General features: G+C 41.3%; 29 protein-coding genes. 23 read left to right on the top strand and 6 right to left on the bottom strand.

Annotated features, from left to right (window positions below; genetic code table 11):
• Nucleotide 1: 1 nt before the first annotated feature.
• Nucleotides 2-442 (bottom strand): universal stress protein, encoded by a 441-nt coding sequence (locus B6N13_RS15125; protein WP_012069812.1) that lies wholly within the window; start codon nt 440-442, stop codon nt 2-4.
• 63 nt (nt 443-505) lie between these two features.
• Between B6N13_RS15125 and B6N13_RS15120 the strand changes: the two genes are divergently transcribed.
• The gene (locus B6N13_RS15120) at nt 506-994 is read left to right on the top strand and encodes a hypothetical protein (RefSeq protein ID WP_169459843.1); all 489 of its coding nucleotides are present in this window, start codon (nt 506-508) and stop codon (nt 992-994) included.
• 40 nt (nt 995-1,034) lie between these two features.
• Here B6N13_RS15120 and B6N13_RS15115 read toward each other — a convergent pair whose 3' ends face one another.
• Entirely contained in the window at nt 1,035-1,787 is a 753-nt protein-coding gene (locus B6N13_RS15115) for a hypothetical protein (RefSeq protein ID WP_012069814.1), read from the bottom strand.
• 190 nt (nt 1,788-1,977) lie between these two features.
• Between B6N13_RS15115 and topA the strand changes: the two genes are divergently transcribed.
• Genes topA through B6N13_RS15100 form a run of 3 tightly spaced genes read left to right on the top strand, consistent with a single transcriptional unit; the run spans nt 1,978 to nt 5,341 of the window.
• A complete protein-coding gene (topA, locus tag B6N13_RS15110; protein WP_169459842.1) occupies nt 1,978-4,605 on the top strand; it encodes a type I DNA topoisomerase in 2,628 nt (875 codons plus the stop codon).
• Nucleotides 4,602-5,072 (top strand): DUF6586 family protein, encoded by a 471-nt coding sequence (locus B6N13_RS15105; protein WP_169459841.1) that lies wholly within the window; start codon nt 4,602-4,604, stop codon nt 5,070-5,072. Before topA ends, B6N13_RS15105 begins: the two co-directional genes overlap by 4 nt.
• A 2-nt stretch (nt 5,073-5,074) precedes the next feature.
• Nucleotides 5,075-5,341 carry a hypothetical protein gene (locus tag B6N13_RS15100; protein ID WP_012069817.1) on the top strand — a complete coding sequence of 89 codons (267 nt, stop codon included), beginning with the start codon at nt 5,075-5,077 and terminating at the stop codon, nt 5,339-5,341.
• Nucleotides 5,342-5,436: 95 nt separating this feature from the next.
• On the opposite strand, the gene lexA is transcribed toward B6N13_RS15100, so the two are convergent.
• Nucleotides 5,437-6,060: a transcriptional repressor LexA gene (gene lexA, locus B6N13_RS15095; RefSeq protein ID WP_012069818.1), complete on the bottom strand. Its 624-nt coding sequence runs from the start codon at nt 6,058-6,060 to the stop codon at nt 5,437-5,439.
• A 69-nt stretch (nt 6,061-6,129) separates the two neighbouring features.
• Between lexA and dinG the strand changes: the two genes are divergently transcribed.
• From dinG to B6N13_RS15050, 9 genes are all read left to right on the top strand, one after another.
• Nucleotides 6,130-8,253: an ATP-dependent DNA helicase DinG gene (gene dinG, locus B6N13_RS15090; RefSeq protein WP_169459840.1), complete on the top strand. Its 2,124-nt coding sequence runs from the start codon at nt 6,130-6,132 to the stop codon at nt 8,251-8,253.
• Between the two features lie 108 nt (nt 8,254-8,361).
• Nucleotides 8,362-9,720 (top strand): DEAD/DEAH box helicase, encoded by a 1,359-nt coding sequence (locus tag B6N13_RS15085; protein WP_012069820.1) that lies wholly within the window; start codon nt 8,362-8,364, stop codon nt 9,718-9,720.
• A 28-nt stretch (nt 9,721-9,748) separates the two neighbouring features.
• Nucleotides 9,749-11,170 carry a protein adenylyltransferase SelO gene (locus tag B6N13_RS15080; RefSeq protein WP_169459839.1) on the top strand — a complete coding sequence of 474 codons (1,422 nt, stop codon included), beginning with the start codon at nt 9,749-9,751 and terminating at the stop codon, nt 11,168-11,170.
• 46 nt (nt 11,171-11,216) lie between these two features.
• Complete coding sequence (locus B6N13_RS15075) at nt 11,217-12,248, top strand: NAD(P)H-dependent glycerol-3-phosphate dehydrogenase (protein WP_198135088.1); 1,032 nt, start codon at nt 11,217-11,219, stop codon at nt 12,246-12,248.
• Nucleotides 12,241-12,525 carry a DUF4389 domain-containing protein gene (locus tag B6N13_RS15070; RefSeq protein WP_169459838.1) on the top strand — a complete coding sequence of 95 codons (285 nt, stop codon included), beginning with the start codon at nt 12,241-12,243 and terminating at the stop codon, nt 12,523-12,525. The genes B6N13_RS15075 and B6N13_RS15070 overlap by 8 nt, the downstream gene beginning before the upstream one ends.
• Entirely contained in the window at nt 12,512-12,991 is a 480-nt protein-coding gene (gene sixA / locus B6N13_RS15065; protein ID WP_169459837.1) for a phosphohistidine phosphatase SixA, read from the top strand. Before B6N13_RS15070 ends, sixA begins: the two co-directional genes overlap by 14 nt.
• 34 nt (nt 12,992-13,025) lie before the next feature.
• On the top strand, nt 13,026-13,889 hold the full coding sequence (locus B6N13_RS15060; protein WP_157035968.1) for an alpha/beta hydrolase: 864 nt from the start codon (nt 13,026-13,028) through the stop codon (nt 13,887-13,889).
• A gap of 40 nt (nt 13,890-13,929) precedes the next feature.
• Nucleotides 13,930-14,724 (top strand): DUF4892 domain-containing protein, encoded by a 795-nt coding sequence (locus tag B6N13_RS15055; protein ID WP_169459836.1) that lies wholly within the window; start codon nt 13,930-13,932, stop codon nt 14,722-14,724.
• A gap of 15 nt (nt 14,725-14,739) precedes the next feature.
• Nucleotides 14,740-15,654: a patatin-like phospholipase family protein gene (locus tag B6N13_RS15050; protein ID WP_012069827.1), complete on the top strand. Its 915-nt coding sequence runs from the start codon at nt 14,740-14,742 to the stop codon at nt 15,652-15,654.
• Nucleotides 15,655-15,671: 17 nt separating this feature from the next.
• Here B6N13_RS15050 and B6N13_RS15045 read toward each other — a convergent pair whose 3' ends face one another.
• Nucleotides 15,672-16,274: a Maf family protein gene (locus B6N13_RS15045; protein ID WP_169459835.1), complete on the bottom strand. Its 603-nt coding sequence runs from the start codon at nt 16,272-16,274 to the stop codon at nt 15,672-15,674.
• A gap of 137 nt (nt 16,275-16,411) precedes the next feature.
• On the opposite strand from B6N13_RS15045, the gene B6N13_RS15040 reads away from it, so the two are divergent.
• The 7 genes from B6N13_RS15040 to fabF all read left to right on the top strand — a co-directional run bounded on the left by B6N13_RS15040 (nt 16,412) and on the right by fabF (nt 21,531).
• Nucleotides 16,412-16,933, top strand: coding sequence for a YceD family protein (locus B6N13_RS15040; protein ID WP_012069829.1), 522 nt, complete (start codon nt 16,412-16,414; stop codon nt 16,931-16,933).
• A gap of 17 nt (nt 16,934-16,950) precedes the next feature.
• Entirely contained in the window at nt 16,951-17,130 is a 180-nt protein-coding gene (gene rpmF, locus B6N13_RS15035; RefSeq protein ID WP_012069830.1) for a 50S ribosomal protein L32, read from the top strand.
• Nucleotides 17,131-17,141: 11 nt separating this feature from the next.
• On the top strand, nt 17,142-18,077 hold the full coding sequence (locus B6N13_RS15030) for a fatty acid synthesis protein (protein ID WP_169459834.1): 936 nt from the start codon (nt 17,142-17,144) through the stop codon (nt 18,075-18,077).
• A 21-nt stretch (nt 18,078-18,098) separates the two neighbouring features.
• A complete protein-coding gene (fabD, locus tag B6N13_RS15025) occupies nt 18,099-19,022 on the top strand; it encodes an ACP S-malonyltransferase (protein WP_169459833.1) in 924 nt (307 codons plus the stop codon).
• Between the two features lie 57 nt (nt 19,023-19,079).
• Nucleotides 19,080-19,814: a 3-oxoacyl-ACP reductase FabG gene (fabG, locus tag B6N13_RS15020; protein WP_012069833.1), complete on the top strand. Its 735-nt coding sequence runs from the start codon at nt 19,080-19,082 to the stop codon at nt 19,812-19,814.
• A 133-nt stretch (nt 19,815-19,947) separates the two neighbouring features.
• Nucleotides 19,948-20,181, top strand: coding sequence for an acyl carrier protein (acpP, locus tag B6N13_RS15015; RefSeq protein ID WP_012069834.1), 234 nt, complete (start codon nt 19,948-19,950; stop codon nt 20,179-20,181).
• 105 nt (nt 20,182-20,286) lie between these two features.
• Nucleotides 20,287-21,531 (top strand): beta-ketoacyl-ACP synthase II, encoded by a 1,245-nt coding sequence (gene fabF, locus B6N13_RS15010; RefSeq protein ID WP_012069835.1) that lies wholly within the window; start codon nt 20,287-20,289, stop codon nt 21,529-21,531.
• A 44-nt stretch (nt 21,532-21,575) separates the two neighbouring features.
• Here the strand turns inward: fabF and B6N13_RS15005 are convergent, their stop codons facing one another.
• Entirely contained in the window at nt 21,576-21,983 is a 408-nt protein-coding gene (locus B6N13_RS15005) for a PA2817 family protein (protein WP_169459832.1), read from the bottom strand.
• Nucleotides 21,984-22,044: 61 nt separating this feature from the next.
• On the opposite strand from B6N13_RS15005, the gene B6N13_RS15000 reads away from it, so the two are divergent.
• From B6N13_RS15000 to queF, 3 genes are read left to right on the top strand one after another with little or no spacing between them, the layout of a single operon-like run.
• Nucleotides 22,045-22,959, top strand: a complete 915-nt coding sequence (locus tag B6N13_RS15000) for an ABC transporter ATP-binding protein (RefSeq protein ID WP_169459831.1) — start codon at nt 22,045-22,047, stop codon at nt 22,957-22,959.
• A gap of 4 nt (nt 22,960-22,963) precedes the next feature.
• A complete protein-coding gene (locus B6N13_RS14995; protein ID WP_012069838.1) occupies nt 22,964-23,737 on the top strand; it encodes an ABC transporter permease in 774 nt (257 codons plus the stop codon).
• Between the two features lie 11 nt (nt 23,738-23,748).
• Nucleotides 23,749-24,564 (top strand): NADPH-dependent 7-cyano-7-deazaguanine reductase QueF, encoded by an 816-nt coding sequence (gene queF, locus B6N13_RS14990; RefSeq protein WP_012069839.1) that lies wholly within the window; start codon nt 23,749-23,751, stop codon nt 24,562-24,564.
• 82 nt (nt 24,565-24,646) lie between these two features.
• Here the strand turns inward: queF and B6N13_RS14985 are convergent, their stop codons facing one another.
• Nucleotides 24,647-25,531 carry an AEC family transporter gene (locus B6N13_RS14985; protein WP_012069840.1) on the bottom strand — a complete coding sequence of 295 codons (885 nt, stop codon included), beginning with the start codon at nt 25,529-25,531 and terminating at the stop codon, nt 24,647-24,649.
• Nucleotides 25,532-25,575 lie beyond the last annotated feature (44 nt).

Raw genomic sequence — 25,575 nt, 5'->3', positions numbered from 1 at the left:
GTTAGTCCTTGTCTTTTACTACTTTAACGGCTAATACGTCGCATGGTGCGCCGTGAAGAACGCCATTAGCTGTAGAACCTAGTAATAGAGCAAGGCCATGACGGCCATGACTTCCTACAACAATAAGATCAACGCGTTTTTCTTCAGCAATACGGTGTATTTCGCTTTCAATACCGCCTTGAGAAATGCAGCTTTCTTGAACGGGAACGTCCAATTGGGCTTCAAGGATGGCGATGCGCTCTTTGGCTGTTTCTTGTAACTGCGCTTGAATATCTGTGATATCGATTGGTACATCACCACCATAGGCGTAATTGAGTGATTCAATCACATGAAGTATGGTAAGTTCCGCACCCGTTGCTTTGCATAGCGCGACGGCTTTGTTGGCTACTTTGATACTTTCATCAGTTAGGTCAACAGCGAGTAGAATTCTGTTATACATCATAGAACACCTCCGAACTTGGCTCGATTAATTAATTTTAGTTTAAAACTAGAGAGACATGAAAATATGACCGCTCTTATTGTTATTTTTATTACATTATCTTTAATGGGGTCAGCACTATGGATTATGCCCCCTAAAAAAGAGCGTCAACGCATGGCTTTACGTATGCATGCTCGAAAACTTGGTCTTACTGTTCAGCTTACATCAATTGACCTCCCTGACAAGTGGGATAAATCATTGAATCGTCAAAAAACAGTGGCGTACTCTTTTTATCGCTTGAAACCAGTTGCCTCCTTGCCGGATTGCATTTGGCTACTACCTTATGAAATATGGAAATATAATGCCTTGCTTGATGGGTGGTGGTCTAGTGAATTGTTCGTATTGACTGCTGATGCGCAAAAAATTTTAGAAAAGCACAGGGTGTTGCTTGTAGGGATAAAAATCACACCTGAGTTTGTGGCATTGTATTGGGATGAGGCTGGCGACGAGTTGGTTTTGGATGAATTGGCAGAGCTTGTGTTTTCATTGGTGGAATTGAAAAGCGTCCCTAATTAGAAATTAGAATGACGCTTATTATGATATTAATAATATCTAATTAAGAGTTTTTAGGAATTTCTAGGTTGTGAAGGAGTTCGCTTAATACTTCTTCGGGGTTATCGCTGGCCTTCATGGCTTCAATTTTAGGAGACAGTATCTGTTTCATTCGGTCTGTGACGAAATTTTTGAGGGCGTTTTTTTCTGGCCGCTCGGTTGCATCAGATTTAATGTGCGACAAAATTACCCCGTATAAGGTTTGTGCAACTCGCATATCACCGCTGGCAAAATTTTTATTTGCTTGTACCATTTGGCGATTTAATTGAATCCACAAATTAAGCCAGCGTAGATACTCATAACAAGCTTGATAGTGTGTGTTACTTATACGTCCTTTGCGGCGTAAATAAAGCAACATTTTAGCCAGTTTTGTAAGGCGTTCTTTGTAATTTGTTTTTTCTTGAAAGCTAAAAAGATCTGGCTCTGGGTTAAATTCAATTGGGTCGTTATCTCGGCCTTCCTCGGCAGTTGCAATTCGCACTTCGATCTTTTCTGGATCATCGGTATATTGCAGAAGCTCTCGAAGTGTGTCTAGATAGAAATCATAAAGCACATCGGTGGCAATGGTATCGGTATTAATATCTTTTAAACCGCGGATATGTTGTTCTACACGATCCGCACGATTTGACAATTGCAATTGTTTTACGCGTCTTTCAGTGATTTCTTTTTCTTTCTGATGGGCGCGTGATCCAATGATCACAGATAAAAGTACAATAATGATCAAAAATGCAATTGTTAATATTTGGAGGGTAGCCATGATTGTCCTTAAGCAACGAATTCAGTATGTTAAATAAGAAATACTAAGTTCAGCAAGATATAATGTGTGAAACAATACAGGGATCGCTTGTCATATAAAAGGTGTTTGCTTAATATCAGCGCCCCTAGAGATTAAACTTCGTGCAACGTGGATTTGCAGACCTACTTTATTAAAAGGCTTACACAGTTCAATGGGAAAATCACTGGTTATCGTGGAATCGCCGGCTAAGGCGAAAACCATCAACAAATACCTGGGCAACGACTTTATTGTCAAATCTAGTGTCGGGCACATACGTGACCTGCCTTCAGGTACAACTGCCACCTCTACGCCTCAAGAGCGAGCAAAGCAGGCTGCTTTGACGCGTAAAATGAGTCCGGAAGAAAAACTTGAGTATAAAAGTAGCAAAGCGCGCAAACAGTTGATTTCTAGAATGGGTGTTGATCCAGAAAGTAACTGGAAAGCTCATTACGAAATTCTGCCAGGTAAAGAAAAAGTTGTTGATGAACTAAAGCGTTTAGCAAAAAATGCTGACACCATCTATCTCGCAACCGATTTGGATAGAGAGGGGGAGGCAATTGCTTGGCATTTACGAGAAGCCATTGGTGGCGATGATAGCCGCTATAAGCGTGTAGTATTTAACGAGATTACAAAAAAAGCCATTAAAGCTGCGTTTGAAACCCCATCTGAATTAGACATGGATCGTGTAAACGCTCAACAGGCTCGTCGTTTCTTGGATCGAGTAGTTGGTTTTATGGTGTCGCCGCTACTTTGGTCAAAAGTGGCGAGAGGTTTGTCTGCGGGGCGAGTTCAGTCTGTTGCAGTTCGTTTGATTGTTGAGCGTGAAAAAGAAATTCGTGCATTTGTTCCTGATGAGTTTTGGGAATTAGACGCAATGCTTGCGACGCCATCGAAAGAAGTTATTAAATTCGAGGCAGCAAAATACCAAGATAAAGAATATCGACCAGTCAATAAAGCACAGTCAGATGAGCACGTAGCTCGTTTAAATGATGCTAAATACCTTGTAAGTAGCCGTGAAGATAAGCCGACTAGCAGTAAGCCGTCAGCTCCATTCATTACATCTACTCTTCAGCAAGCAGCTAGCACTCGTTTGGGGTATGGCGTTAAAAAGACCATGATGCTGGCTCAGCGTCTGTATGAGGGTGGTTACATTACCTACATGCGTACTGATTCGACAAACTTAAGTGTTGATGCTGTAGAGGCGCTAAGAGGATATATCCTTTCTAAATTTGGCGAGGCCTATCTGCCAGCCGAACCTATTCGATATAGCAGTAAAGAAGGTGCTCAAGAGGCTCACGAAGCGATTCGTCCATCTGATGTGAATGTTCGAGTAGATGATTTACAGGGTATGGAAAAAGATGCCCATCGTTTATACGATTTGATCCGTAGTCAATTTATGGCCTGTCAAATGACACCAGCCGAATATACTTCGACAACAATCACAGTAACTTCAGGCGATTACGAATTCAAAGCGAAAGGCCGAATTTTACGTTTTGATGGTTACACGCGCGCGATGCAGGCAGTCGCGAAAAAAGGTGAAGACAACATTTTGCCAGATGTTGGGAAAGGGGAATATCTGACTCTTAAAGAGTTATTGCCAGAACAGCATTTTACCAAGCCTGTTGCTCGATTTAGTGAAGCGAGTTTGGTTAAAGAGCTTGAAAAACGTGGTATAGGTCGTCCTTCAACTTATGCTTCTATTATTTCTACGATCCAAGATCGTGGTTATGTGCGAGTTGAAAATCGTCGTTTTTATGCAGAAAAAATGGGCGATATAGTAACTGAACGTTTGGTTGATAGTTTTAGTTCTTTGATGAACTTTAGCTTTACGGCACAAATGGAAGAGCAGTTAGATGATATCGCTGAAGGGCATAAAGACTGGATTAAGACACTTAATGCTTTCTATAAAGATTTTAGTTCTGTACTTGCTAAAGCAGAGTCGCCAGATGGCGGTATGATGCCAAATGAGCCAACGCCGACAGATGTTGAATGTCCAACTTGTTCTCGTCCAATGCAGATTCGTACAGCCAGTACAGGTGTATTTATGTCCTGCTCTGGTTATGCGTTACCACCAAAAGAGCGTTGTAAAGCAACGATTAATCTAACCCGTGGTGATGAGGCGATTCCTGTTGATGACGAAGAGGGAGAATCTAAGGCTCTAATCAATAAGCATCGTTGTAAAATCTGTGGTTCAGCCATGGACAGCTATTTGATGGATGAGCATCGCAAACTACATGTTTGTGGTAATAATCCGGCTTGTTCTGGTTATGAAGTCGAGACAGGTGCTTTTAAAATTAAAGGTTATGATGGTCCTACATTAGAGTGTGATAAATGTGGTTCGGAAATGCAGCTGAAAACGGGCCGTTTTGGTAAGTATTTTGGTTGTACTAATGAAGGCTGTAAAAATACTCGTAAGTTATTGAAGAACGGCGAAGCTGCGCCACCTAAGATGGATCCTGTGCCAATGCCAGATCTTGCTTGTCAAAAAGTAGATGATCATTATGTGCTTCGCGATGGCGCAACGGGTTTATTCTTAGCAGCCAGTCAATTCCCACGCAAGCGTGAAACTCGTGCCCCATTGGTTGAAGAATTGCTTCCATATATGGATCAAATAGATCCTAAATATCATTTTTTTGCCAAAGCGCCTAAAAAAGATTCTGAAGGTCGCCCAGCCATCATTCGATATAGCCGTAAGACGAAAGAGCAATATGTCATGACGGAAGAAGAAGGCAAGCCAACAGGCTGGAAGGCATTTTATGTCGGCTCTAAATGGGTGATTGAGGAAGGTAAGAAAAAATGAGCGGAGCCAGTTTAGCTAGCTTAACCAATCAAAAACTCGATACGGCAAGACGTTTTATTAAGCAGAGTCAAGACAGTGATGAGGCATGGTTAAAAGTCGGGCTGGAAAGCTCGGCTATTTTTCAGTTAAGAAGTGCTCTTAATGGTTTGCTGAAAGAAGTCACTGCCGCTTATTCGTTATCTGGGTCGCTGGATGTTGTTAAGTTATTGACTGAGTCAGAAGATAAGCAAATTGTTATTCCTGTATTGGCAGAGTTGGCGGACTTGTCTTCGCGAACAGATTCTTGGTTTTCTCAGTTGAATCAAGCGTATTTGGTTCAGTTTGAATGCCGTTCTTCTATGCCATCAGTGGTACAAAGTGACAATCTGATTGGTCGTGGAAGTGACGCGGGTGCGTCCGTGAGTTTCTATTTGACCAAGTTGGTTGAGTTGGTGTTACGTTTTAGAGAGGAGTCATCAGAGTATTGAATATGAAAGAATCCTACCTAGAAATTGTTGAGCTGGATAATGGCGATATTGTGCTGCGTCCAGCCAGTGAAGATGGTGAGGAAACCGTTCCATTAGCAATATTGCAGATACCGGATGATACTCGATCTTATTTAAAGGACCGTTATTTCGAATTGGCAAAATGCATGTTCCATGCGGGAATTGATTTTGTTTATTCGGATGATTCGTTTTTTGACGAAGACTCAGAATATCTTGATGATGAAGATTTTCGTCCTAAAATACTGCATTAAGTCTGTGCTGTTGGTGTGATGTGTAGATTTGCACAAAAAAGCGAAGCATAAGCTTCGCTTTTTTATTAACTGGATGTAGATATTACAATTGACACTTAAAGTCCTTGGCGAATCACACCGACAGACAGGCCTTCAATTGCAAACTCTTCGCTCTCAAGGTCGACAATGATGTCATTAAATTCTTCGTTCTCGGGAATTAGTCGAACGATACTGCCTTTTTGCTCAAAACGCTTAACGGTTACTTCGTCACCGATGCGAGCAACAACAATTTGGCCGTTACGCACAGTGGTTGTTTTATGTACTGCTAATAAATCACCTTCCATTATTCCTATGTCTTTCATGCTGGTGCCTGAGACAGATAAGAAATAATCGGCTTGTGGGGAGAACATATTTGCAGGTATGTTCACATGAGAAGCAATGTTCTCTTGTGCCAAAATAGGGTAACCTGCAGCAACTTTGCCTATGACGGGTAAGCCAAGATTGTCTGTGGGGTCATCATTTGATGCACGGTCCACTAAGCGTATTCCTCTTGAAGCGCCAGACAACATTTCTATAGCCCCTTTTTTGCATAAGGCTTTGAGATGTTCTTCGGCGGCGTTAGGGGATTTAAACCCAAGCCGGCGTGCTATTTCTGCTCTGGTTGGTGGGAAACCTGTTTCACTAATAAATTCGCGAATGGTTTCTAGTACGTCAGATTGTCTTTTGGTTAATTTAATCATAGGTTATCTGGTTGTTTATACAGTTACTGTTATTATATACAGCATTCCTAACTATACTCAATGATATAAATGCTTTCAGACGAACTAAAAAAACAGATTCAACTTGCATACCGAGCATCTTTGGATGCGAAGTCCCATAAACCAAGGGCTGGACAGCGCCAAATGATTGGTGCAATCGCCCGAACCTTGGGTAACATTAAACAAGGCTCGGAAGGTGAGCGCCTTGAAGAAAAGCATGTTGCCGTAATTGAGGCAGGAACAGGCACGGGTAAAACTTTGTCATATTGCCTTGCGGCGATTCCTATCGCGAAGGCGCGTGGTCTTAAATTAATTATTTCTACTGCAACTGTCGCGCTTCAAGAGCAGATTTTGCATAAAGAATTGCCTGATTTGCTTGAACATACAGAGCTTACTTTTAAGTACACGCTTGCTAAAGGGCGAGGGCGTTATTTGTGTTTAAATAATCTTGAGGGCTTTTTGAGTTCAGAAGAGCAAGCAATGGACGATATGTTTGTCGGACTTTTCGAGCAGCATCTTCATTCCGATGATATTAATACTGTTCTTTATCAAGAAATGGATACAGCTTTACAAAAAGGCGATTGGGACGGTGATAAAGACAATTGGGCTGGAATTGTTCGTGACCAAGACTGGCGACGTTTGACAACAGATCATCAGCAATGCACCAATCGGAATTGTGCGAATTATTCGGCTTGTCCATTTTTTAAAGCGCGTGCTGAAATTGAAGTGGCTGATGTTATTGTTGCCAACCACGATTTGGTATTAGCGGATTTATCATTGGGCGGTGGTGCAATACTTACACCTCCAAAAGAAACTATCTATATTTTTGATGAGGGTCATCATCTTCCAGATAAAGCAATAGGGCACTTCCGTCACGAAGTTCGTTTGCAGCAAAGTATTACTTGGTTACGTCAATTGGAAAAAAACCTAGTTAACTTGAAACAAGAGTTAACAGATGATGTTAGCTTGACTGGTCAGCTGCTGCTGAAAATTCCGCAGCAAATACAAAGTATTGTGAATTTTATCCAATATGCCCAGCAAGGTTTAGCGCCTTATATTCAAGGTTTGGGGTTGGATCAAGAAAATAATCAGCACCGTTTTGAGTTTGGCCAAATTCCAGATGAATTACGCCAACTGGCTTATAGTTTGCAAACGTCTTATCAAAAGTTGTTTAACAACATTGAAAGTATCCAAGATGAATGTAAAAAGACTAAACAAAATGAAGGAATGGGGGTGACTCCAGAAACAGCGGAAACTTGGCAGCCTATTTTAGGTGTTATTCTTGGTCGCTTAGAGCAATGTATTGGGCTTTGGCGTTTGTATTCTACTGTTGATGATCAGAACTTTCCGCCTAATGCGCGTTGGTTAGTTTTGTCTGGACAAGGAATGGAGCAAGATATTGAATTGGGAGGCTCGCCTATTCTTGCTGCAATTACCCTAAGGCAACAATTATGGGATAAGTGTTTTGGGGCGGTTGTGACTTCTGCTACGTTAACTGCGCTTAATCAATTTCATCGATTTAATATGCGTTCTGGCGTTCCTCGTGAGAGTGAATACTTGCGGGTGATAAGTCCATTTAATTTTCAAGAAAATGGGCTTTTGGTTGTGCCAGATATGGAGCATGAGCCAAATAGAGTTGAGCAACATACAGCCGAAATTGTTACTTATTTAGATAAACATGTGAACACGGAAAAGGGTAGTTTAGTACTGTTTTCTTCTCGTCGACAGATGGAGGAAGTGGCTCAGTCTGTGTCTGTAGGATTACAAGAAATACTTTTGATGCAAGGTGAGCAATCTAAGCGCGTTATTTTGGATTCGCATAAATCTCGTATTGATGAAGGGAAAGGCAGTTTATTGCTAGGTCTAGCTAGCTTTGCCGAAGGTGTAGATTTGCCAGGTGATTATTTGACTTGTGTGTACATTGCCAAAATTCCTTTTGCGGTGCCAGATGATCCCGTCGAAGCAACGCTAGCAGAGTGGATTCAAAAACGTGGTGGTAATCCCTTTATGGAAATTACCATACCAGATGCTTCTTTACGCTTGGTTCAGGCAACAGGACGGCTATTGAGAAGCGAAAAAGACTCAGGTGAAATACATATTTTAGATAAGCGTTTACGGACTAAACGTTATGGTTCGCAATTAATTAATAGCTTGCCACCGTATAAGTATCAGTAGCTTGCTTCAACAAAGCGTAAGCAAGGGGTGATAAAGCTTTACCAATTAGGTACACTCCTTGCACAGATTATTAACCTCAAAACACAATAGAAGCGTATAGATTCCAATATGGAAAACCAAACTCAAGAAGCACCATCAGAAACCACAGCAAAACCAAAACGTACCCGTCGCCCAAATAAGCGTCCAAGAAGTAATGATGATAGTTCTGCAAGCGTTCGAGAGAATGCACAATCGAATAATGAAACAAAACTTGCAGGGAATGCAAACTCTAAAATTTGGTCGATAGAAGATTTTCCGGTTGCTGAAGTTGAAGGCAAGATGCGCTTCCATGATTTAAATCTTCCGGATCGCGTCATTAAGTCTATTGCAGAAATGGGGTTTGAATATTGCAGTGAAATCCAAGCTGAAACCTTGCCAATGACTCTGTTGGGTTATGACATTATTGGTCAAGCACAAACAGGTACAGGTAAAACAGCCGCTTTCCTGATCGCGATGATCAGTGACTTTCTTGATTACCCTCTTGAAGAAAAAAGAGCGAACAATTTTGCGCGAGGTTTGATTATTGCCCCAACTCGAGAATTGGCAATACAGATTGCTGATGAAGCGGTAAAGCTAACATCGAATTGCCATTTGAATGTTGTGACTTTGGTTGGTGGTTTGAGTTACGAAAAACAGAAAATCGCATTAGAAACAGAAAATGTTGATATTTTGGTTGCTACGCCTGGTCGTTTGTTGGATTTTGCTCGCAGCCGCAAAGTGCAATTAGGTAAAGTTGAGTGTTTGGTGTTGGATGAAGCTGATCGGATGTTGTCGATGGGTTTTATTCCGGATGTGAAAAGTATTATTCGCATGACGCCACATAAAGAAACCCGACAAACCATGTTGTTTAGTGCTACTTTCCCGAAAGATATTCAGGCGCTAGCACAACAATGGACTTACTTTCCGAAAGAAGTATCAGTTGTTCCAAAAGAAGCAACAAATCAAAACATCGATCAGGTGATTTATACTGTTGAAGCGGATCAAAAATGGCCTGTCTTGCAACAATTGATTGAAAAAAATGGCGGTCAACGGACTATCATTTTTGCTAATCGCCGTGATGAAACACGTGATCTTTATGAGCGTTTACGTAAAGCTAATATTAATTGTGCGATATTATCAGGCGAAGTTGCGCAAGATAAACGTGTAAAAACCTTAGCGAACTTCAAGGAAGGTATCATTCAAGTACTTGTGGCAACAGATGTAGCTGGGCGTGGTATTCATGTAGATAACGTTGAGTTGGTTGTAAACTACTCTTTACCAGAAGATCCTGAAGATTATGTACATCGTATTGGCCGTACTGGTCGTGGTGGGGAAACTGGTAAATCTGTGAGTTTTGCCAGTGAAGATGATGCTTTCATGATTCCTGAAATAGAAAGGGTCGTTGGTGAGAGCATTCGCTGTGAGTACATGGTTGATACATCTCTATAAATATCGCTTAATTTTTAAGTGAGATAAGATGATTTTAGAACACCATTTTGCAAGTTTGGGACAAGCGTTTTCTTCGAAAACGCTTGTCCAGCCACTTATTGAGCAACGATTGGTTGAATTTAACCAATCGCTCGCTTCTTTTCTGTCTATTGATATCAAATCTACTGAAACCAAATGCATTTTGAGTGGCGAAGAGGCTTTGCCTTATAGTCTTAGCATGGTCTACGCAGGTCACCAGTTTGGCGGTTTTTCACCTCAATTGGGTGATGGGCGTGGTGTACTATTGGGTGAGGTTCGTGGCCAAGATGGCCTTTTATATGATTTACATATGAAAGGCGCAGGGCCGACACCTTATTCTCGACGTGGTGATGGTCGTGCTGTCTTGCGTTCTTGTATTCGTGAGTACTTAGCGAGTGAGGCGATGACTGCTTTGTCAGTGCCTTCTTCCCGCGCTTTAGCACTTTATGATAGCCGAGAGGCGGTTTACCGAGAAACGCCAGAGGCCGGCGCTATGCTACTTAGAGTGGCGCAGGGTCACATTCGTTTTGGTCACTTTGAATATTTCTTTTATCAAGGTAAACAAGCGGAGCTGGATCAGCTTATTGAATATTGCCTTGAACACTATTATCCAGAGTGTTCGGCAACGGATTGCCCTCTAGAAAGCATGTTGACAGAAGTGGTGAAACGTACCGCTAGAATGATTGCTAAATGGCAGGCGATCGGTTTTCAGCATGGTGTAATGAACACGGATAATTTTTCTTTTACAGGTGAAACGATTGATTATGGCCCCTATGGTTTCATGGAAGATTATGAGCCTGATTGGGTTTGCAATCATTCTGATCATGAAGGGCGATACGCGTTTTCGCGACAGCCAGGTGTGGGGTTGTGGAATTTAAATTGTTTGATGCGCTGTTTTTCAAAGCATCTTGAGCGCGATCAGCTTATCGCTATTTTGCAATGTTATGAGCCAGAATTGCAGACTCATTATGATTCATTGATGATGAGTAAAATGGGATTAACCTCTACGCAAGATGTGCATGAGTTATTGCCAGCGTTGTTTACAATATTGGCCGCTGAAAAAATGGATTACACAGTGTTTTTCCGTTTATTAAGCCACTATGAGCAAGGTGAATTCGCATTTTTACTGGATGAAGTAATTGATCGAGAGCGGCTGTTGGCTTGGCTAGAGCGCTATGAGGTTGCACGGGATAAAGGTGGGTTGCTATGGTCTCAAGCGAGTGCTTCTATGCTTGCGGTCAATCCGAAATTTATTTTAAGAAATTATTTAGCTCATGAGGCAATTGTTGCGGCTGAACAGGGTGATTATTTACCATTTCGTCGTTTATTAAATGTACTTACTCACCCTTTTGGTGAGCACTCTGAATCGGAATCGCTTGCTCAAAGGGCGCCTGAGTGGGGGAAGTCATTAGAAGTGAGTTGTTCGTCTTAATCTTTGTTTTTATTTAGTCAGACGATATTTTTAAGAGAAAAAAGTCATTATGAAGCATTCTGTATGTGTATTAGGTGGTGGTAGTTTTGGTACAGCCTTGGCAAATATTATGGCCAAAAATGGTCATCAAGTTAGTCAATGGATGCGTAATGAAGATCAGGTAGAAGAAATTAATTTGACCGGCCTAAACAGTCGTTATTTACCTAATGCACCACTGCATCGTGAGCTATTGGCAACGAGTAATTTGGAGCAGGCTATCAGGGATAGTGATACCGTATTTGTATCTATTCCTTCAAAATCTTTTGAACAAGTTGTTCAGCGTATTGAGCCTTTGTTAACAGCGGATAAGATATTAATTAGTACTACTAAGGGTTTTAATCCAAATCGTTTTGAACTTATGAGTGATGTTTTGCGTCGAAACCCTATTACTCAGAAAATTGGTGTCTTAAGTGGACCGAACTTAGCAAAAGAAATTGCGGCAGGACAAATGACCGGGTCGGTTATTGCTAGTGCAGACGATAAAGTACGTAGACGAGTCATTGAGTTATTAAAATCTCCTACATTTAGAGTTTATGAAAATGCGGACAGTACTGGTGTCGAGTTGGCGGGTGCACTAAAAAATATTTATGCAATTGTCTGCGGTTTAGCAAAAGCACTAAATGTTGGTGAAAATACGATGGCAATGATCATGACTCGCAGTCTGGCTGAGATGAGCCGTTTTGCTGTTCACTTCGGAGCAAACCCTATGACTTTCCTTGGCTTAGCGGGGATGGGGGACTTAATTGCTACCTGTACATCGCCATTGAGTCGAAATTATCGTGTTGGTTTTGCAATCGGCTCGGGGCAAAATCTAGAAGAGGCTGTTGGCGGTATCGGCGAGGTGGCTGAAGGGGTTAATACACTGAAAATGGTTGTAGAGGAGGCTCACAAGCATGGCTTGTATATGCCTCTTGCTGAAGGTTTGTCTAAATTATTATTTGAAGGTGCTAAACTGGAATCATTGATTGGTTCGATGATGACAGGCGAGCAAAAATGGGATGTCGAATTTGCGACAAATGAGGGGAATAACAATGTCTAAGCCAGGTTATGCTGATCAAGGTTTTTGGTTTCGTGTGATTTTTATGCTGCTGTATTGGGTGGTTTTGAATATTGCTGTCACTGTATTTGGTGTATTGCTTGTTTTGGTAAGTTTGGTGAAATTGGGCTCCAAACATGAGCCTATTACTTTGTCTTCTTGGTTAAAAAGTGTAGCTGCTTTCATTGGTCAGATTTTTTCATTTTTGTCTTTTGAGTCTGAGGAAAAACCTTTTCCATTTCAGCCATGGCCTCAGGTAAATGTGGATGAAGAAGCTTAAACGCCTATATATATTGCGCCACGGAAATGCTCAACCGTTTGGTTATGATCAGGATGAACGTCGTGAGTTGACTGAGCTTGGAGTGGCTGAAGTTAAGACAGCCGCTCAACTTTTTCGTGCCAAAGGTGAGCGATTTGATGTGGCTTTTGTCAGTCCTTATATACGTGCGCAACAAACCGCTAAAATATTTTTATCAAGTTTGGATGTACCTGTCGATGTTAAAGATAGCCCTTTAATTACTCCAGATGGTCACATTATGGAAGTGGCAAATTGGCTGAACGAGCAACCATATGAGTCTATTTTGTTAGTTACTCATCAGCCTTTTGCACATCAATTTGTAGACTATTTAGTTAATGAACCTTTGCCAGTAGGTTTTGCGATGACAACAGCGTCCCTTGCTTCTGTTGAAGGTGAATTTTTAGCTGGAGCTTGCTGTCAATTTCGTTGGTGTATTTCACCCTCTTAAATTATTTAATTGAATGAGTTGGTTAAAAGTAAATATGGGAAATGAAATCGTTTATAAGCTCGCATATACTGAAATAGCTGCTTTACAATGGCTGCCTAAAAATACTTCGGCATTTAAAGTGTTGTCACTACATGGGTGGCTTGATAATGCAGCTAGTTTTTCAAACCTATCTCCTCATCTTTCCGATTTTTCTCATGTTGCATTAGATCTTGCTGGGCATGGTTTGTCTTTGCATCGACCTGCGGGAAGTTTTTATCATTTGTGGGATTATGTTTTGGATGTGGTGTCTATTTTAAACCAATCCAAGCAAAGTGTATGGTTAATTGGCCATAGTATGGGCGGCGCTGTTGCTATGTTAGTAGCGGCTATAGCTCCTGATAAAGTTCGCGGATTGATTGTGCTTGATAATATGGGGCCTTTGAGTGGGGTGCCAACGGAGCGAGTGGTAACGTTACAACGGGCTGTAAATAAAATGGCCAAATATCGCTTGGGTAGGGATACAAGTTATCAAACAAAAGAAGATATGGTGCTGGCTCGAATGGATGGTTTTACTCGGCTGTCAAAATCTGCTTCGAAAGTATTGGTTGAGCGTGGTGCTAGGCAAAATGCTGATGGGGTTTGGGTGTGGCGCCATGATGGGAAATTAACTTTTCCTTCGCCATTTCGGATGGATGAAGAAAGTGTCGAAGCTTTTATTCAGGAAATTAAATGTCCAACTTTGGCTTTGGTAGCTAAAGATGGGATTTATCACAATGATCATCAGTTAGTGGAAAAGCGTGCGGCTCAATTTCCTTGGATAAAGTTAAAGTGGCTTGAAGGTAATCACCACTTCCATCTTGAGCCAGATAGTTGCTTTGCGGTGGCAACTGAAATTCAGCGATTTATTGATCAAAACTAATGCGTTAACCCATCCTTAGTTGGGATGTAAGGAAGGTTGTATGGTTAAGTTTCGAGGTATGTTATGCCTATTGGCTGTTTTTAGTAGTGTTTCTTTTGCTGGAGTTTTAGGCATTGAACCTTATCGTGATGCGCAGTTAGTTAAAAGTAACTCTCAAGTTGAACAGTTTGTTGAAATTCCTTTAAGTAAAATCCGCCGTGCGGGCAGTGGATGGGAACCTGAGACGGTTATTCGCTTGAAAGGTGATTACTTTTCATCGTTATACAAAATTAACCGTAATGCACTTTTGTCTGACGTATACACACACTACCGATCACAAATGTTGAGTGATGGTCGCAGTATCTTATTTGAGTGTGATAGTCGAAGCTGTGGTAGTAGCAACGCTTGGGCTAATAATTTTTTTGGTGATTATCTTCTGTATGGCTCGGACCAAAGTCAGTTTTTGCTTGTCGTTAAAAATAAACAAGATACTTATCAAATTTTATACCTTAATCGTCGTGGTGCAGGTGACGTGATGGTTCGTTTAGATGAAGTGAAATCGGCAGAGGCAAATGAAACTGAATTCGAAATTGTGGCTCAGATGGATGTGCAGGATATTCCCAGAATACGTCGTTTCGTCAGTGATTTGCCGGCTGGCCAAAATGTGGTCGGTTTTGTTACAAGTCGAAAAACAGGAACGCTAAGTGCTATTGAGTCGGGGGATCGACTTATTTCAATGGCGTCGGCAGGTTTAGGGGATCAGCTTAAAAATAAGGTTCGTTTTATTAACTTAGCGGATCTTGGGCGAGAATCACTTGGTGTTAATCGCATATCTTTTGTTTATGTTCGTCCTTAGGCGGTAATAGTGAGTATGAAAAAGACGGTTGCTCTAGTTTTGGGAAGTGGAGCCGCGCGAGGTAATGCACATATAGGTGTAATTCAAGCATTTGAAGATCGTGGGTATGAAATTGTCAGTATTTCTGGTTGTTCTATTGGAGCGATAATTGGCGGTGTTTATGCTGCGGGCAAGTTATCTGAATATCGTGAGTGGGCAGAATCTTTAGATCGAATGAATGTGATTCGTCTATTGGATATGTCGATATTGAACGGTGGCTATGTAAAAGGCGATCGTTTTTTTGAGAAAATTCAAGATATGATAGGGGAGCCAACTATTGAGTCCTTGCCGATGGCTTATACCTCAGTGGCCGTTGATCTATTGAGGCAAAAAGAATTTTGGTTTCAGCGGGGGGATTTGATAAGTGCTATGCGTGCATCTTCAGCTATACCTTCTCTGGTCTTGCCTGTGACGTTAAATGGTCAAATGTATGTTGATGGTGGGGTACTGAATCCCTTGCCCATTATTCCTTCTGTACCGGCTGGTGCGGATTATATTGTTGCGGTTGATCTTAATGGGCCAACTGAACGAGTTGTGAGCAATATTTCTGATAGTGGTCCTGAAGGGCCTGCTTGGTGGTTGAGTACAAAAGGCTTTTTTGGTAAAAGCAAAGAGGAAGTCGATGAGAAGGCTAAGTATTCTCCTGAAAGTTGGGGGCGACTACAAACTATCAATATGATGTTTGAGACTATGCAAGAATCTCTTACGCAGTATAAATTAGCTGGATATCCGCCAGATTTACTTATCTCTATACCTAAAGATATCTCTGGTTTTTATGAGTTCTGGCGGGCTAAAGAATTGGTAGAGTTTGGTTATGAAACCGCTTTAAAGTCAATTGATGGTCTTGAGTCACCAAAGTCGAGCTATTTTTCTTTTCCTAAGGGTTACTAGTATTTGTTTTAGCTGTTTTAGCCTATAGGGTTTACTCCTAGTTCTCTAAGTGATCGAGATAGAGATATAAGTGGTAAGCCTATCAAGCTATTAGGGTCATCACCCTCCATCTTTTCAAAAAGGCATACTCCTAGCCCTTCACATTTAAAACTACCTGCGCAATCAAGAGGCTGCTCGATTGAAATATATTGAGTTATTTCTTGTGAGGTTAGCACCCTAAAATGAACATGGTATTCATTTAATGTGTAATGATAAGATTGATCTTGTTGGTTTAAAATACAAAGACCAGTTAGAAAACTTACCTTTTTACCACTGAAGCTAGAAAGCTGCTTTATGGCATTTTGTTCTGTATGAGGCTTCCCTAAAATCTGGCCATTTAATACTGCAACTTGATCAGATGTTATAATTAGATCGTTTGAACCTTGATTATTTTGTTGACGCTCGTTGTTTACAGCATGCGCTTTGGCAATACTAAGTCGTTTGACCAAATCGACAGCGGATTCTAGGGGGTGTGGAGTTTCGTCAATGTTGGGTGAATGGCATTCAAAAGGAGTTCTTAAGCGTTCTAATAGTGCTTTTCTGTAAGGAGAAGATGAGCCGAGTATGAGTTTTTTTTGCATTGTTTTTGTATCGTTTTGTTTGGATGAAAGACGATTTTACTTTTTTTTACCTCTAATGACTTAAAAAAGTGAAAAAAAGCGTTTTAAGAGCAGTTAGACTTTGACAAAAAGGGCCCTTAGCAATATTATCCCCCGCCATGTTGAATGATACGTTACCTAAATATTTTGACCCTCGTAAATACGCTAGCTATGAGCAAGCGTTTGAAGGGTACGTGCCCCTTAATGAATTTAAGGAGCTTTGTGCTATATTAGCCTCTGATGAGGGTAATGCTTTTATTCATCTAGACTTTAGAGTTGATGAGGATAGGCGCTATATTGCTACTGGATCATTAACTGCTCAAGTACAGGTTGTTTGTCAACGTTGTATGGGAGCTGTTTCACATGATTTAGCTTTAGATTTATCGCTGGCTTTCGTTTATGACGAAGATCATGCTAAAAATCTACCGAACAATTACGATCCTGTTGTCATGACCGATGGTGAAGTAGTTTTGGCAGATATGGTGGAGCAAGAAATTATACTTGCCTTACCAATTGTCGCCTATCACGAAGAAAGTGGTTGCAACCCAACAGCTGTAAAGTATGCCTCGTCTACCGATGACGCACCGGATGACGAAAAACCGAATCCATTTAGTATATTGGCCCAATTAAAGGCTAAGTAAAGTTAGGAGCTCCAAAAATGGCAGTACAAAAAAGTAAAGTAACTCGTTCACGTCGCGGCCAGCGCCGTTCACACGATGCTTTGACTGGTCCAACTCTTTCTGTAGATAAGACAACTGGTGAACTTCACCGTCGTCACCATGTTTCTGCAGACGGTTTTTACCGTGGTCGTCAAGTTATCACTCCTAAAGGTGAGTAACTAAGATACCCATGATTAGGGTAGCTTTAGACGCTATGGGCGGGGACTTAGGTCCCCGCATTGCATTTGACGGTGCAGTAGAGATTCTTTCTCGCTATCCAGATGTCGTCATCACTATCTATTATTCCCCTAGCTCCGGTCTTGAACTTCCTGCGCCTCATGAACGTTTGTCTTTGATTGCTTGTACTGACGTTATTGATGGAGATGAAGAAATAGTCTTGTCTTTATTTCGTCGTCGAAATAGTACGCTTTATCAGTCTTTAAATGCGTTGGCTCAGCGGTCGTCAGACGTTGTTGTAACCTTGGGTAATACCGGTGCTATGGTTGCATTAGCGAGACATATACTGGGAGTTTTGCGTCCCAAGCTGTATCCTGCGCTAATTAGAGAACTTTATTCTAATCCGTTACGTTGTTTAGTGGATTTAGGTGCTAATGTTCATTGTCCGCCATCAATGTTGGTTGGTTTTGCAGAGTTAGGTGCGGCTTATATTGAAGCGCTCAGTGATGAAAAGCCAAGGGTTGGACTGTTAAATGTTGGTGTTGAAAGCTCGAAGGGTAGTGCGGTTATTCGAGAAACAGATCGGCTTTTAGCTAGCAAATCATGGCCTGATTATTTTGGCTATGCAGAAGGAACTGAACTGTTTGATGGCGATAAAAATGTCATCGTATGTGATGGTATGGTTGGTAATGCTGTATTGAAAGCATCAGAGGGATTGTTGTCTTTCATAATGAGTAAATTTAAAGAGGTTGATGGTGTATCATCCTTGTTTGAGACTTTTTACCAAACTGAGCGTAGGCATGGTGCTTGTTTGGTGGGTGTGCGTGGCAATTTGGTAAAAGGTCATGGTCGTTCAGATTTATCTGCGATGGTCGGTGCGATTGAGTATGGAATTGATATTGCGCGAGCAGATTTATATTCTGCGATAGAAGCGCGTCTTTGTAGTTAGGCTTTATAGCTAGGAGATTAAATGAGCACTAAATTAGCTTTTGTTTTTCCAGGTCAGGGTTCTCAGCAGTTGGGAATGTTGGCTGATTTGGCGGAAAAGCATGAAATAATAGAGCAAACTTTCGCCGAAGCATCTGATGTTCTTGGTTATGATTTATGGGATCTTGTGCAAAATGATGCGGAGAGACTAAGTCAAACGGATAAAACGCAGCCGGCGCTGTTGACGGCCAGTGTTGCCCTATGGCGCCTTTGGGAGCAGCAGGGTGGTGATAGGCCGGCTTATGTCGCTGGTCATAGTCTTGGTGAGTATTCTGCTTTAGTGTGCGCTGGTGTGATTGCTTTTGCTGATGCGGTAGAGCTTGTTAAGTTGCGTGGTGAATACATGCAGCAAGCGGTTCCTGCGGGTGAGGGTGCAATGGCTGCTATTATCGGTCTTGATGATGATAAAGTGGTTGCTGCTTGCGCAGCGGCTCCTGGTATTGTTAGCGCGGTTAACTTTAATTCGCCTGGTCAGGTGGTTATTGCTGGTCATGTCGCGGCGGTAGAAGCTGCGATGGTAAATGCAAAAGAAGCTGGTGCAAAGCGTGCTTTGCCTTTGCCTGTGAGTGTTCCATCGCATTGTGAGCTTATGATTCCTGCTGGCGCTAAATTAGCCGAAAAGCTTGAGACTATTATTTTTAATTCGCCTTCTTGTACGTTAGTGCAGAATGTTACTGCTCAGGCTGTTTCAGATCCTTCTGTGATCAAAGCAAACTTGGTTTCACAGCTAAGTGAGCCGGTTTTGTGGACGCAATCTGTTGTGTTGCTTTCGGAATTGGGTGTAATGTCTACAGTGGAGTGTGGTCCTGGTAAAGTGCTAAGTGGCCTTAATAAACGAATCGTCAAAGGTTTAGAGACATCTTCTTTAGGTGATTTGGCTGGATTTGAAGCGGCTTTGTCTGCGTAATAATATTTTATTATTTGTTCGAAATGCACTTTTTGAAATAGATTGTTGGAGACAAGCATGGGTCTTGAAGGAAAAATTGCTTTAGTAACTGGAGCTACTCGCGGTATTGGCAAGGCAATTGCTGTTGCTCTAGTTGAGCAAGGGGCGACTGTTATTGGTACGGCAACTAGCGAGTCTGGTGCGCAAAGTATTACTGAATATTTGGGTGTTAATGGTAAAGGCTGGGTGCTTGATGTGTCATCAAGTGAGTCTGTGGATGCGGTAATTAAAGAAATTACTGCGGAATTCGGCGCGCCAACTATTCTTGTTAACAACGCAGGTATTACTCGTGATAATTTGATGATGCGAATGAAAGAAGATGAGTGGGATCAAGTAATTAATACTAATCTAACTTCTGTTTTTCGCGTTACAAAAGCTTGCTTGCGTGGCATGACTAAAGCAAAATTCGGTCGTGTTATTAGTATTAGTTCTGTTGTTGGCTCTATGGGCAATGGCGGACAAACAAATTATTCTGCAGCTAAAGCTGGTCTAGAAGGCTTTAGTCGTTCTTTGGCTGCAGAGATTGCATCTCGTGGTATCACTGTAAATTGTGTTGCTCCTGGATTCATTGAAACAGATATGACTAAGGTGTTACCTGAAGAGCATAAGGCTAAATTGGTCGAAAAAGTGCCTTCATCACGTCTTGGACAACCAGAAGAAATTGCGGCAGCTGTCGCGTTTTTGGCGTCAAATGGCGCTGCTTACATTACCGGTGAGACATTACATGTCAATGGCGGTATGTATATGTCGTAATTTGAGTTGAATTTTATGTTTAATTCAACGAAAATACGTCTCCGGTTCATGTCGAGAATCACACCTTTCTTGGTGATCGAATTTTTATAATATGCTCACACTGAGCTGTTAATGAGTAGAGTAGGAACTTCTAATGAGTAGCATTGAAGAACGCGTTAAGAAAATCGTTTGTGAACAACTAGGCGTTAAAGAAGAGGATGTTGTTGCTTCAGCATCTTTCGTTGATGACCTAGGTGCAGATTCCCTAGATACAGTTGAGCTAGTAATGGCTCTTGAAGAGGAATTTGATACTGAAATTCCTGATGAAGAAGCTGAAAAAATCACTACCGTACAAGCAGCGAACGACTACATCAACGCTAACTTGTAAGATATTGGTGAACTGAGTTTTCCGAAAAGCCGCTTGTATTCGTTACAGCGGCTTTTCTTATTAATAGCTCTTAAAGAATTGAGGGCGAATTGCTGGAGAAATCTTATGTCTCGTCGTCGGGTTGTAGTCACAGGAATGGGAATGGTGACACCCCTTGGCAATAATGTGAAAGATACGTGGGATAGTATCTTGGAAGGAAAAAGTGGTGTATCTGAGATCACTTCTTTTGACGCCAGTTTGTTTTCCACTCGTTTTGCAGCGCAAGTAAATGGCTTTGATGCGACTCAATATATGAGCGTTAAAGAGGCTCGCAAAATGGATCTTTTCATTCAATATGGTATCGCAGCTGCAGTGCAGGCTTTGGATGATGCCAATCTTAATGCTGATACAGCGGATTTAAGCCGTGTTGGTTGCGCAATAGGTTCTGGTATTGGTGGTTTGCCAATGATTGAAAAGAACCTTGAGCTGTTGAATGAGTCAGGCCCCAAACGTATCTCTCCTTTTTTTGTTCCAGGCGCGATTATTAATATGATTTCAGGTCATGTTGCGATTCGTTTTGGTTTTAAAGGCCCAAATATTTCTATTGTTACTGCATGTACTACTGGTACGCATAATATTGGTATGGCTGGTCGCATGATAGCTTATGGTGATGCTGATGTGATGATTGCTGGTGGTGCTGAAATGGCTATTACTCCATTGGGTATAGGTGGTTTTGGAGCAGCTAGAGCTTTGTCTACTCGCAATGATGACCATAAAACAGCGAGTCGTCCATGGGATAAAGACCGTGATGGTTTTGTAATGGGTGATGGAGCTGGTATTTTAGTGCTAGAAGAATACGAACATGCTGTTGCACGCGGCGCGAAAATTTATGCAGAATTGGCTGGTTTTGGTATGAGTGACGATGCTTATCACATGACAGCTCCGCCAGATAGTGGTGAAGGCGCAGCCTCAGCTATGAGGGCGGCACTTAAAGATGCTCGTCTTACGCCTTTGGATATTGATTATATTAATGCTCATGGCACATCGACTCCAGCTGGTGATTTGGCTGAAACTAATGCGGTAAAAGTGTTAATGGGTGAAGATGCATCAGATGTTGCGATTAGTTCGACTAAATCGATGATAGGGCATTTGCTCGGTGCTTCTGGAGCAGTTGAATCGATTTTTTCGATCCTTGCTATTCGAGATCAGGTTGCTCCACCAACTATTAATTTAGATGAGCCGGGAGAAGGTTGTGATTTAAATTATGTGCCTGGAACACCACAAAAACGTAAAATAGAAGTTGTTTTAAATAACTCTTTTGGTTTTGGTGGTACGAATGGAACATTAGTGTTTAAGAAGATATCTTCTTAAAACTTGGTGGGCAGATGATAGTCTGCCCACCGTAGCTCGTTTTATTAATGGATTTGAGTTGATGTGCCACGTAATGCACTGATTTCTTTTGATATGTCATAGCTTTTATTTTGACTGTCTAGCTCATATAAACGGTCTTCAAGCTGTTGATAAAGAGCAATTTCCTCATCACCTAGAAAATGCAGGCATTCGCCACCGATAAACCATAATAGCTCCCTCTTTATTAGTGGGACTAGATTTGCGTAGCATCGTATGAAGCGTGATAATACTTCTTGGGCATCAAAAGTATAATCATGGGTATTTTCCTGAATATTTTTTATCAGGTCGTCCCACTTTTCTAAGAAGTCTAATTCTTCTTCTGCCAATTCTGGCTGATCAAAAGGTGTGTGTTCTGCGATGCGCTGACGTAAATCAGCAAAAGCGTCAAGTATGTATTGTGTGCGTGATTCCACGTAAAACCCTATTTAATTAAGTAACTATTTAGTCGGCTACTGCCGTACGAGAACTTCAATTATGACATATGCAATCGAAATTAGTGACCTTAAAAAGCGCTATGATAGCGGCTTTGAAGCACTAAAAGGTATCGATTTAAAAGTTGAAAAAGGAGATTTCTTTGCGTTACTCGGCCCAAATGGAGCGGGCAAATCTACGACAATCGGTATTTTATGCTCGTTAGTAAATAAAACATCGGGCAATGTTTCCATTTTTGGTACAAATATTGATAAGGATTTTGCTAAAGCTAAAAAATATTTAGGTGTTGTACCTCAAGAGTTTAATTTTAACGTTTTTGAAACCGTCTTTAATGTGGTGGTAACTCAGGCGGGCTTTTATGGCATTAGTCGTTCTGTAGCAGAAGAGCGAGCGGAAAAATATTTGAAGCATTTGGATCTTTGGGATAAAAGAAACGATCAATCTAGAATGTTATCTGGCGGTATGAAACGTCGTCTGATGATAGCGAGGGCGTTAATTCATGAGCCTGAAGTGCTTATTCTAGATGAGCCCACTGCAGGGGTTGATATTGAGCTTCGTCGTTCAATGTGGGAATTCATTAAAAAACTTAATGAGCAAGGCACGACAATTATCTTAACCACGCATTATTTGGAAGAAGCAGAACAGTTATGTCGCAATATTGCCATTATTAATGCGGGGGAGATTGTTGAAAATACCAGTGTGAAGGCTTTGTTGAAAACACTTAATCAAGAAACCTTTATTTTGGATTTAGATACTAGTCTGCCTAATGGCTGGGCTTTGCCTGGCTTCAGTGTGGTAATGAGTAAAGATGCGAGTACGATCGAAGTTGAAGTGATTAAAGGGCAGTCTATCAATGCTATTTTTCAAGCGCTTGATGCAATTTCCGTTAACGTCGTGAGTATGCGTAACAAGTCTAATCGACTTGAAGAGCTCTTCGTAAAATTAATTAAAGGCTAGATAGATGAAAAATTCGGAAATTTGGGTCGCATTTTATACGATTTTGGTTAGAGAAATTCGTCGATTTACTCGTATTTGGCCACAAACATTATTGCCACCAGCCATTACGATGACATTATATTTTGCTATTTTTGGAAACTTAATCGGTGATCGAATAGGGGAAATGGGTGGCTTCAGTTATATGCAATACATTGTGCCAGGCTTAATCATGATGTCTGTTATTACTAACTCCTACTCAAATGTGTCTTCGTCGTTTTTTTCTGCGAAGTTTCAACATAGTGTGCAAGAGTTATTGGTTTCACCTACACCAAATTGGGTGATTCTAATGGGGTACACTCTTGGCGGGGTGGCTCGTGGTTTGTGTGTTGGCTTGATTGTTACTGTACTGTCGCTGTTTTTTACTCATTTGGCGTTAGAAAGCTTATTCCTAACGATTCTTGTAGTGTGCTTGACTGCTATTATGTTTTCTCTGGGTGGTTTTGTTAATGCAATTTACGCAAGAAGTTTTGATGACGTTTCTATTGTCCCGACTTTTATTTTAACGCCGCTTACCTATTTGGGTGGTGTTTTTTATTCTATCGATTTACTGCCTGATTTCTGGCAATCCGTTTCGCTATTAAACCCAGTTCTTTATATGGTTAATGCATTTCGTTACGGTATTTTAGGTGTTTCAGATATCAACGTATATTGGGCACTTGTCATTGTTTGCGTATTTATTGTGGTGTTGTTTGGATTCGGTCTACGTTTGCTCAATCAGGGCAAAGGTATTAGAAGTTGAGGTAGTGTTATATGGGCTTTTTACCCTTAGGTCAGCAAACAGAATATGTTTCTGAGTACGATGCAGGGTTGCTTTACCCCATTGCAAGAGTTGATAAATGGACTGAAATGGCCATTGAGTCTGAGCGTCTGCCGTTTTTTGGTGAAGATGTTTGGAATGCTTATGAACTGTCATGGTTAAATTTGAAAGGAAAGCCAATTGTTGCCTTGGCTGAATTTCGTTTACCTTGTGATTCGCCAAATATTATTGAATCAAAATCGTTTAAATTGTATTTGAATTCATTGAATCAAATGCGGTATGACTCAGCTGAAGAAGTCCAAGCCATACTTGAGAAAGATCTTTCGCGGGCCGCTGGAGCTAAAGTGACAGTTATTATTCGCGATGTTGATTCAATGGCATCGTTGGTAGTACTGACGCCTGATTATTGCATCGATGAACTGGATGTAGATGTATCAGAATACCACCCAAATGCAGGCTTATTAGAGACTGATGAGACAATGGGGGTGGTTGAAGAGCGATTGGTTAGCCATCTTTTAAAATCAAATTGCCCTGTGACCAATCAACCAGATTGGGGTTCGGTTTTTATTGATTATAAAGGCCCTAAGATTCACCACGAAAGCTTGCTGAAGTATGTTATTTCATTCCGTGAGCATACCGACTTTCATGAGCAATGCGTTGAGCGGATTTTTATTGATATCATGCGTCAGTGTAAGCCGGAGAGTTTAACTGTCTATGCACGTTATGTAAGGCGCGGAGGATTGGATATCAATCCATATCGTTCAACAGCACCATTGGTGTTGGGGAATGATCGTTTAACGCGTCAGTAGCTTTTACTTAGCTTTAAAACGAAAACCGCATAATTTAAAAAATTATGCGGTTTTTTTTCGAAAATTGATTATTTAAGACTACTCAAAGATACAACCACCACAATAAGCCAACAGCGCAAAGTGAAAGAGGTAGAGATAAAAGAATCATAAGAGCGATTTCATCAACTGGTCCCTTATATTTGCTTGCTAGCATATAGCTAATGACTGCGACAGGCATGGTGCTAAGTACTATCAATACAGAGCCTTCCAAATGGTTAAGTGGAAAGAAATAGACCACCAAGCATGCACAGAGAGCACCTATTACTGGGCGAAATAGTGATAAGAGAGAAGCGCGACCAATTTTGCTGCTTTCTTTTACAGATAAACCACTAATGGAATTACCAAGCAACATTAGCATTATAGGCAATGTTATATGGCTGAGCATGTTCAGAGTGTTCATCAAGGGCGCGGGTAAGCTAATGTTAAAACTTAGGAAAAGGGCGCCAACCACTAGGGCAATAACGGGACCATTTTTTAACAGTTGCTTGGGATGGTAGGTTCCGGACATAAAGCCAACGCCTAAGGTGAAATGACTAATCTGTACCACAGACGAAATTACAACCGCGATGGCCATACCTTCGGCACCAAATAATGCGTAGGCAACAGGGATACCGAGATTACCGGTATTAGGATTGACTAACGGCGGTAGATAAAAGCGTGTAGGCAACTTGAGTGCTTTGAGAAAAACAAATGACATGAGCGACATCAAAACTAATACTAGAGCTGTCGCTGCGATAATTTTGAGCATGCTGAAAATTTGCATCTGCATCGATAAAACAGAATAAAGTAGCAAAGCTGGCAAACCCAAGTTTGAAACCAGTGCGGCCAGTGATGGGTTTTCTAAATAGTCTGTCTTTTTACCAAGAAAAAAACCCAAGCAAATAAGCAATAAGATTGGAGCCAATGAGTTAGTCAATGCCGAAAGCATAGAGATCCTTAGTGAGATATTGTTATCTATGGGAGATCTTTGCA

It is taken from the genome of Marinomonas sp. UCMA 3892, assembly GCF_012726345.1.
In the GTDB taxonomy this organism is placed as follows: Bacteria; Pseudomonadota; Gammaproteobacteria; order Pseudomonadales; family Marinomonadaceae; genus Marinomonas.
Note: the sequence above shows the minus strand (reverse complement) of the source record. Positions and strands in the feature narration are given on the sequence as shown.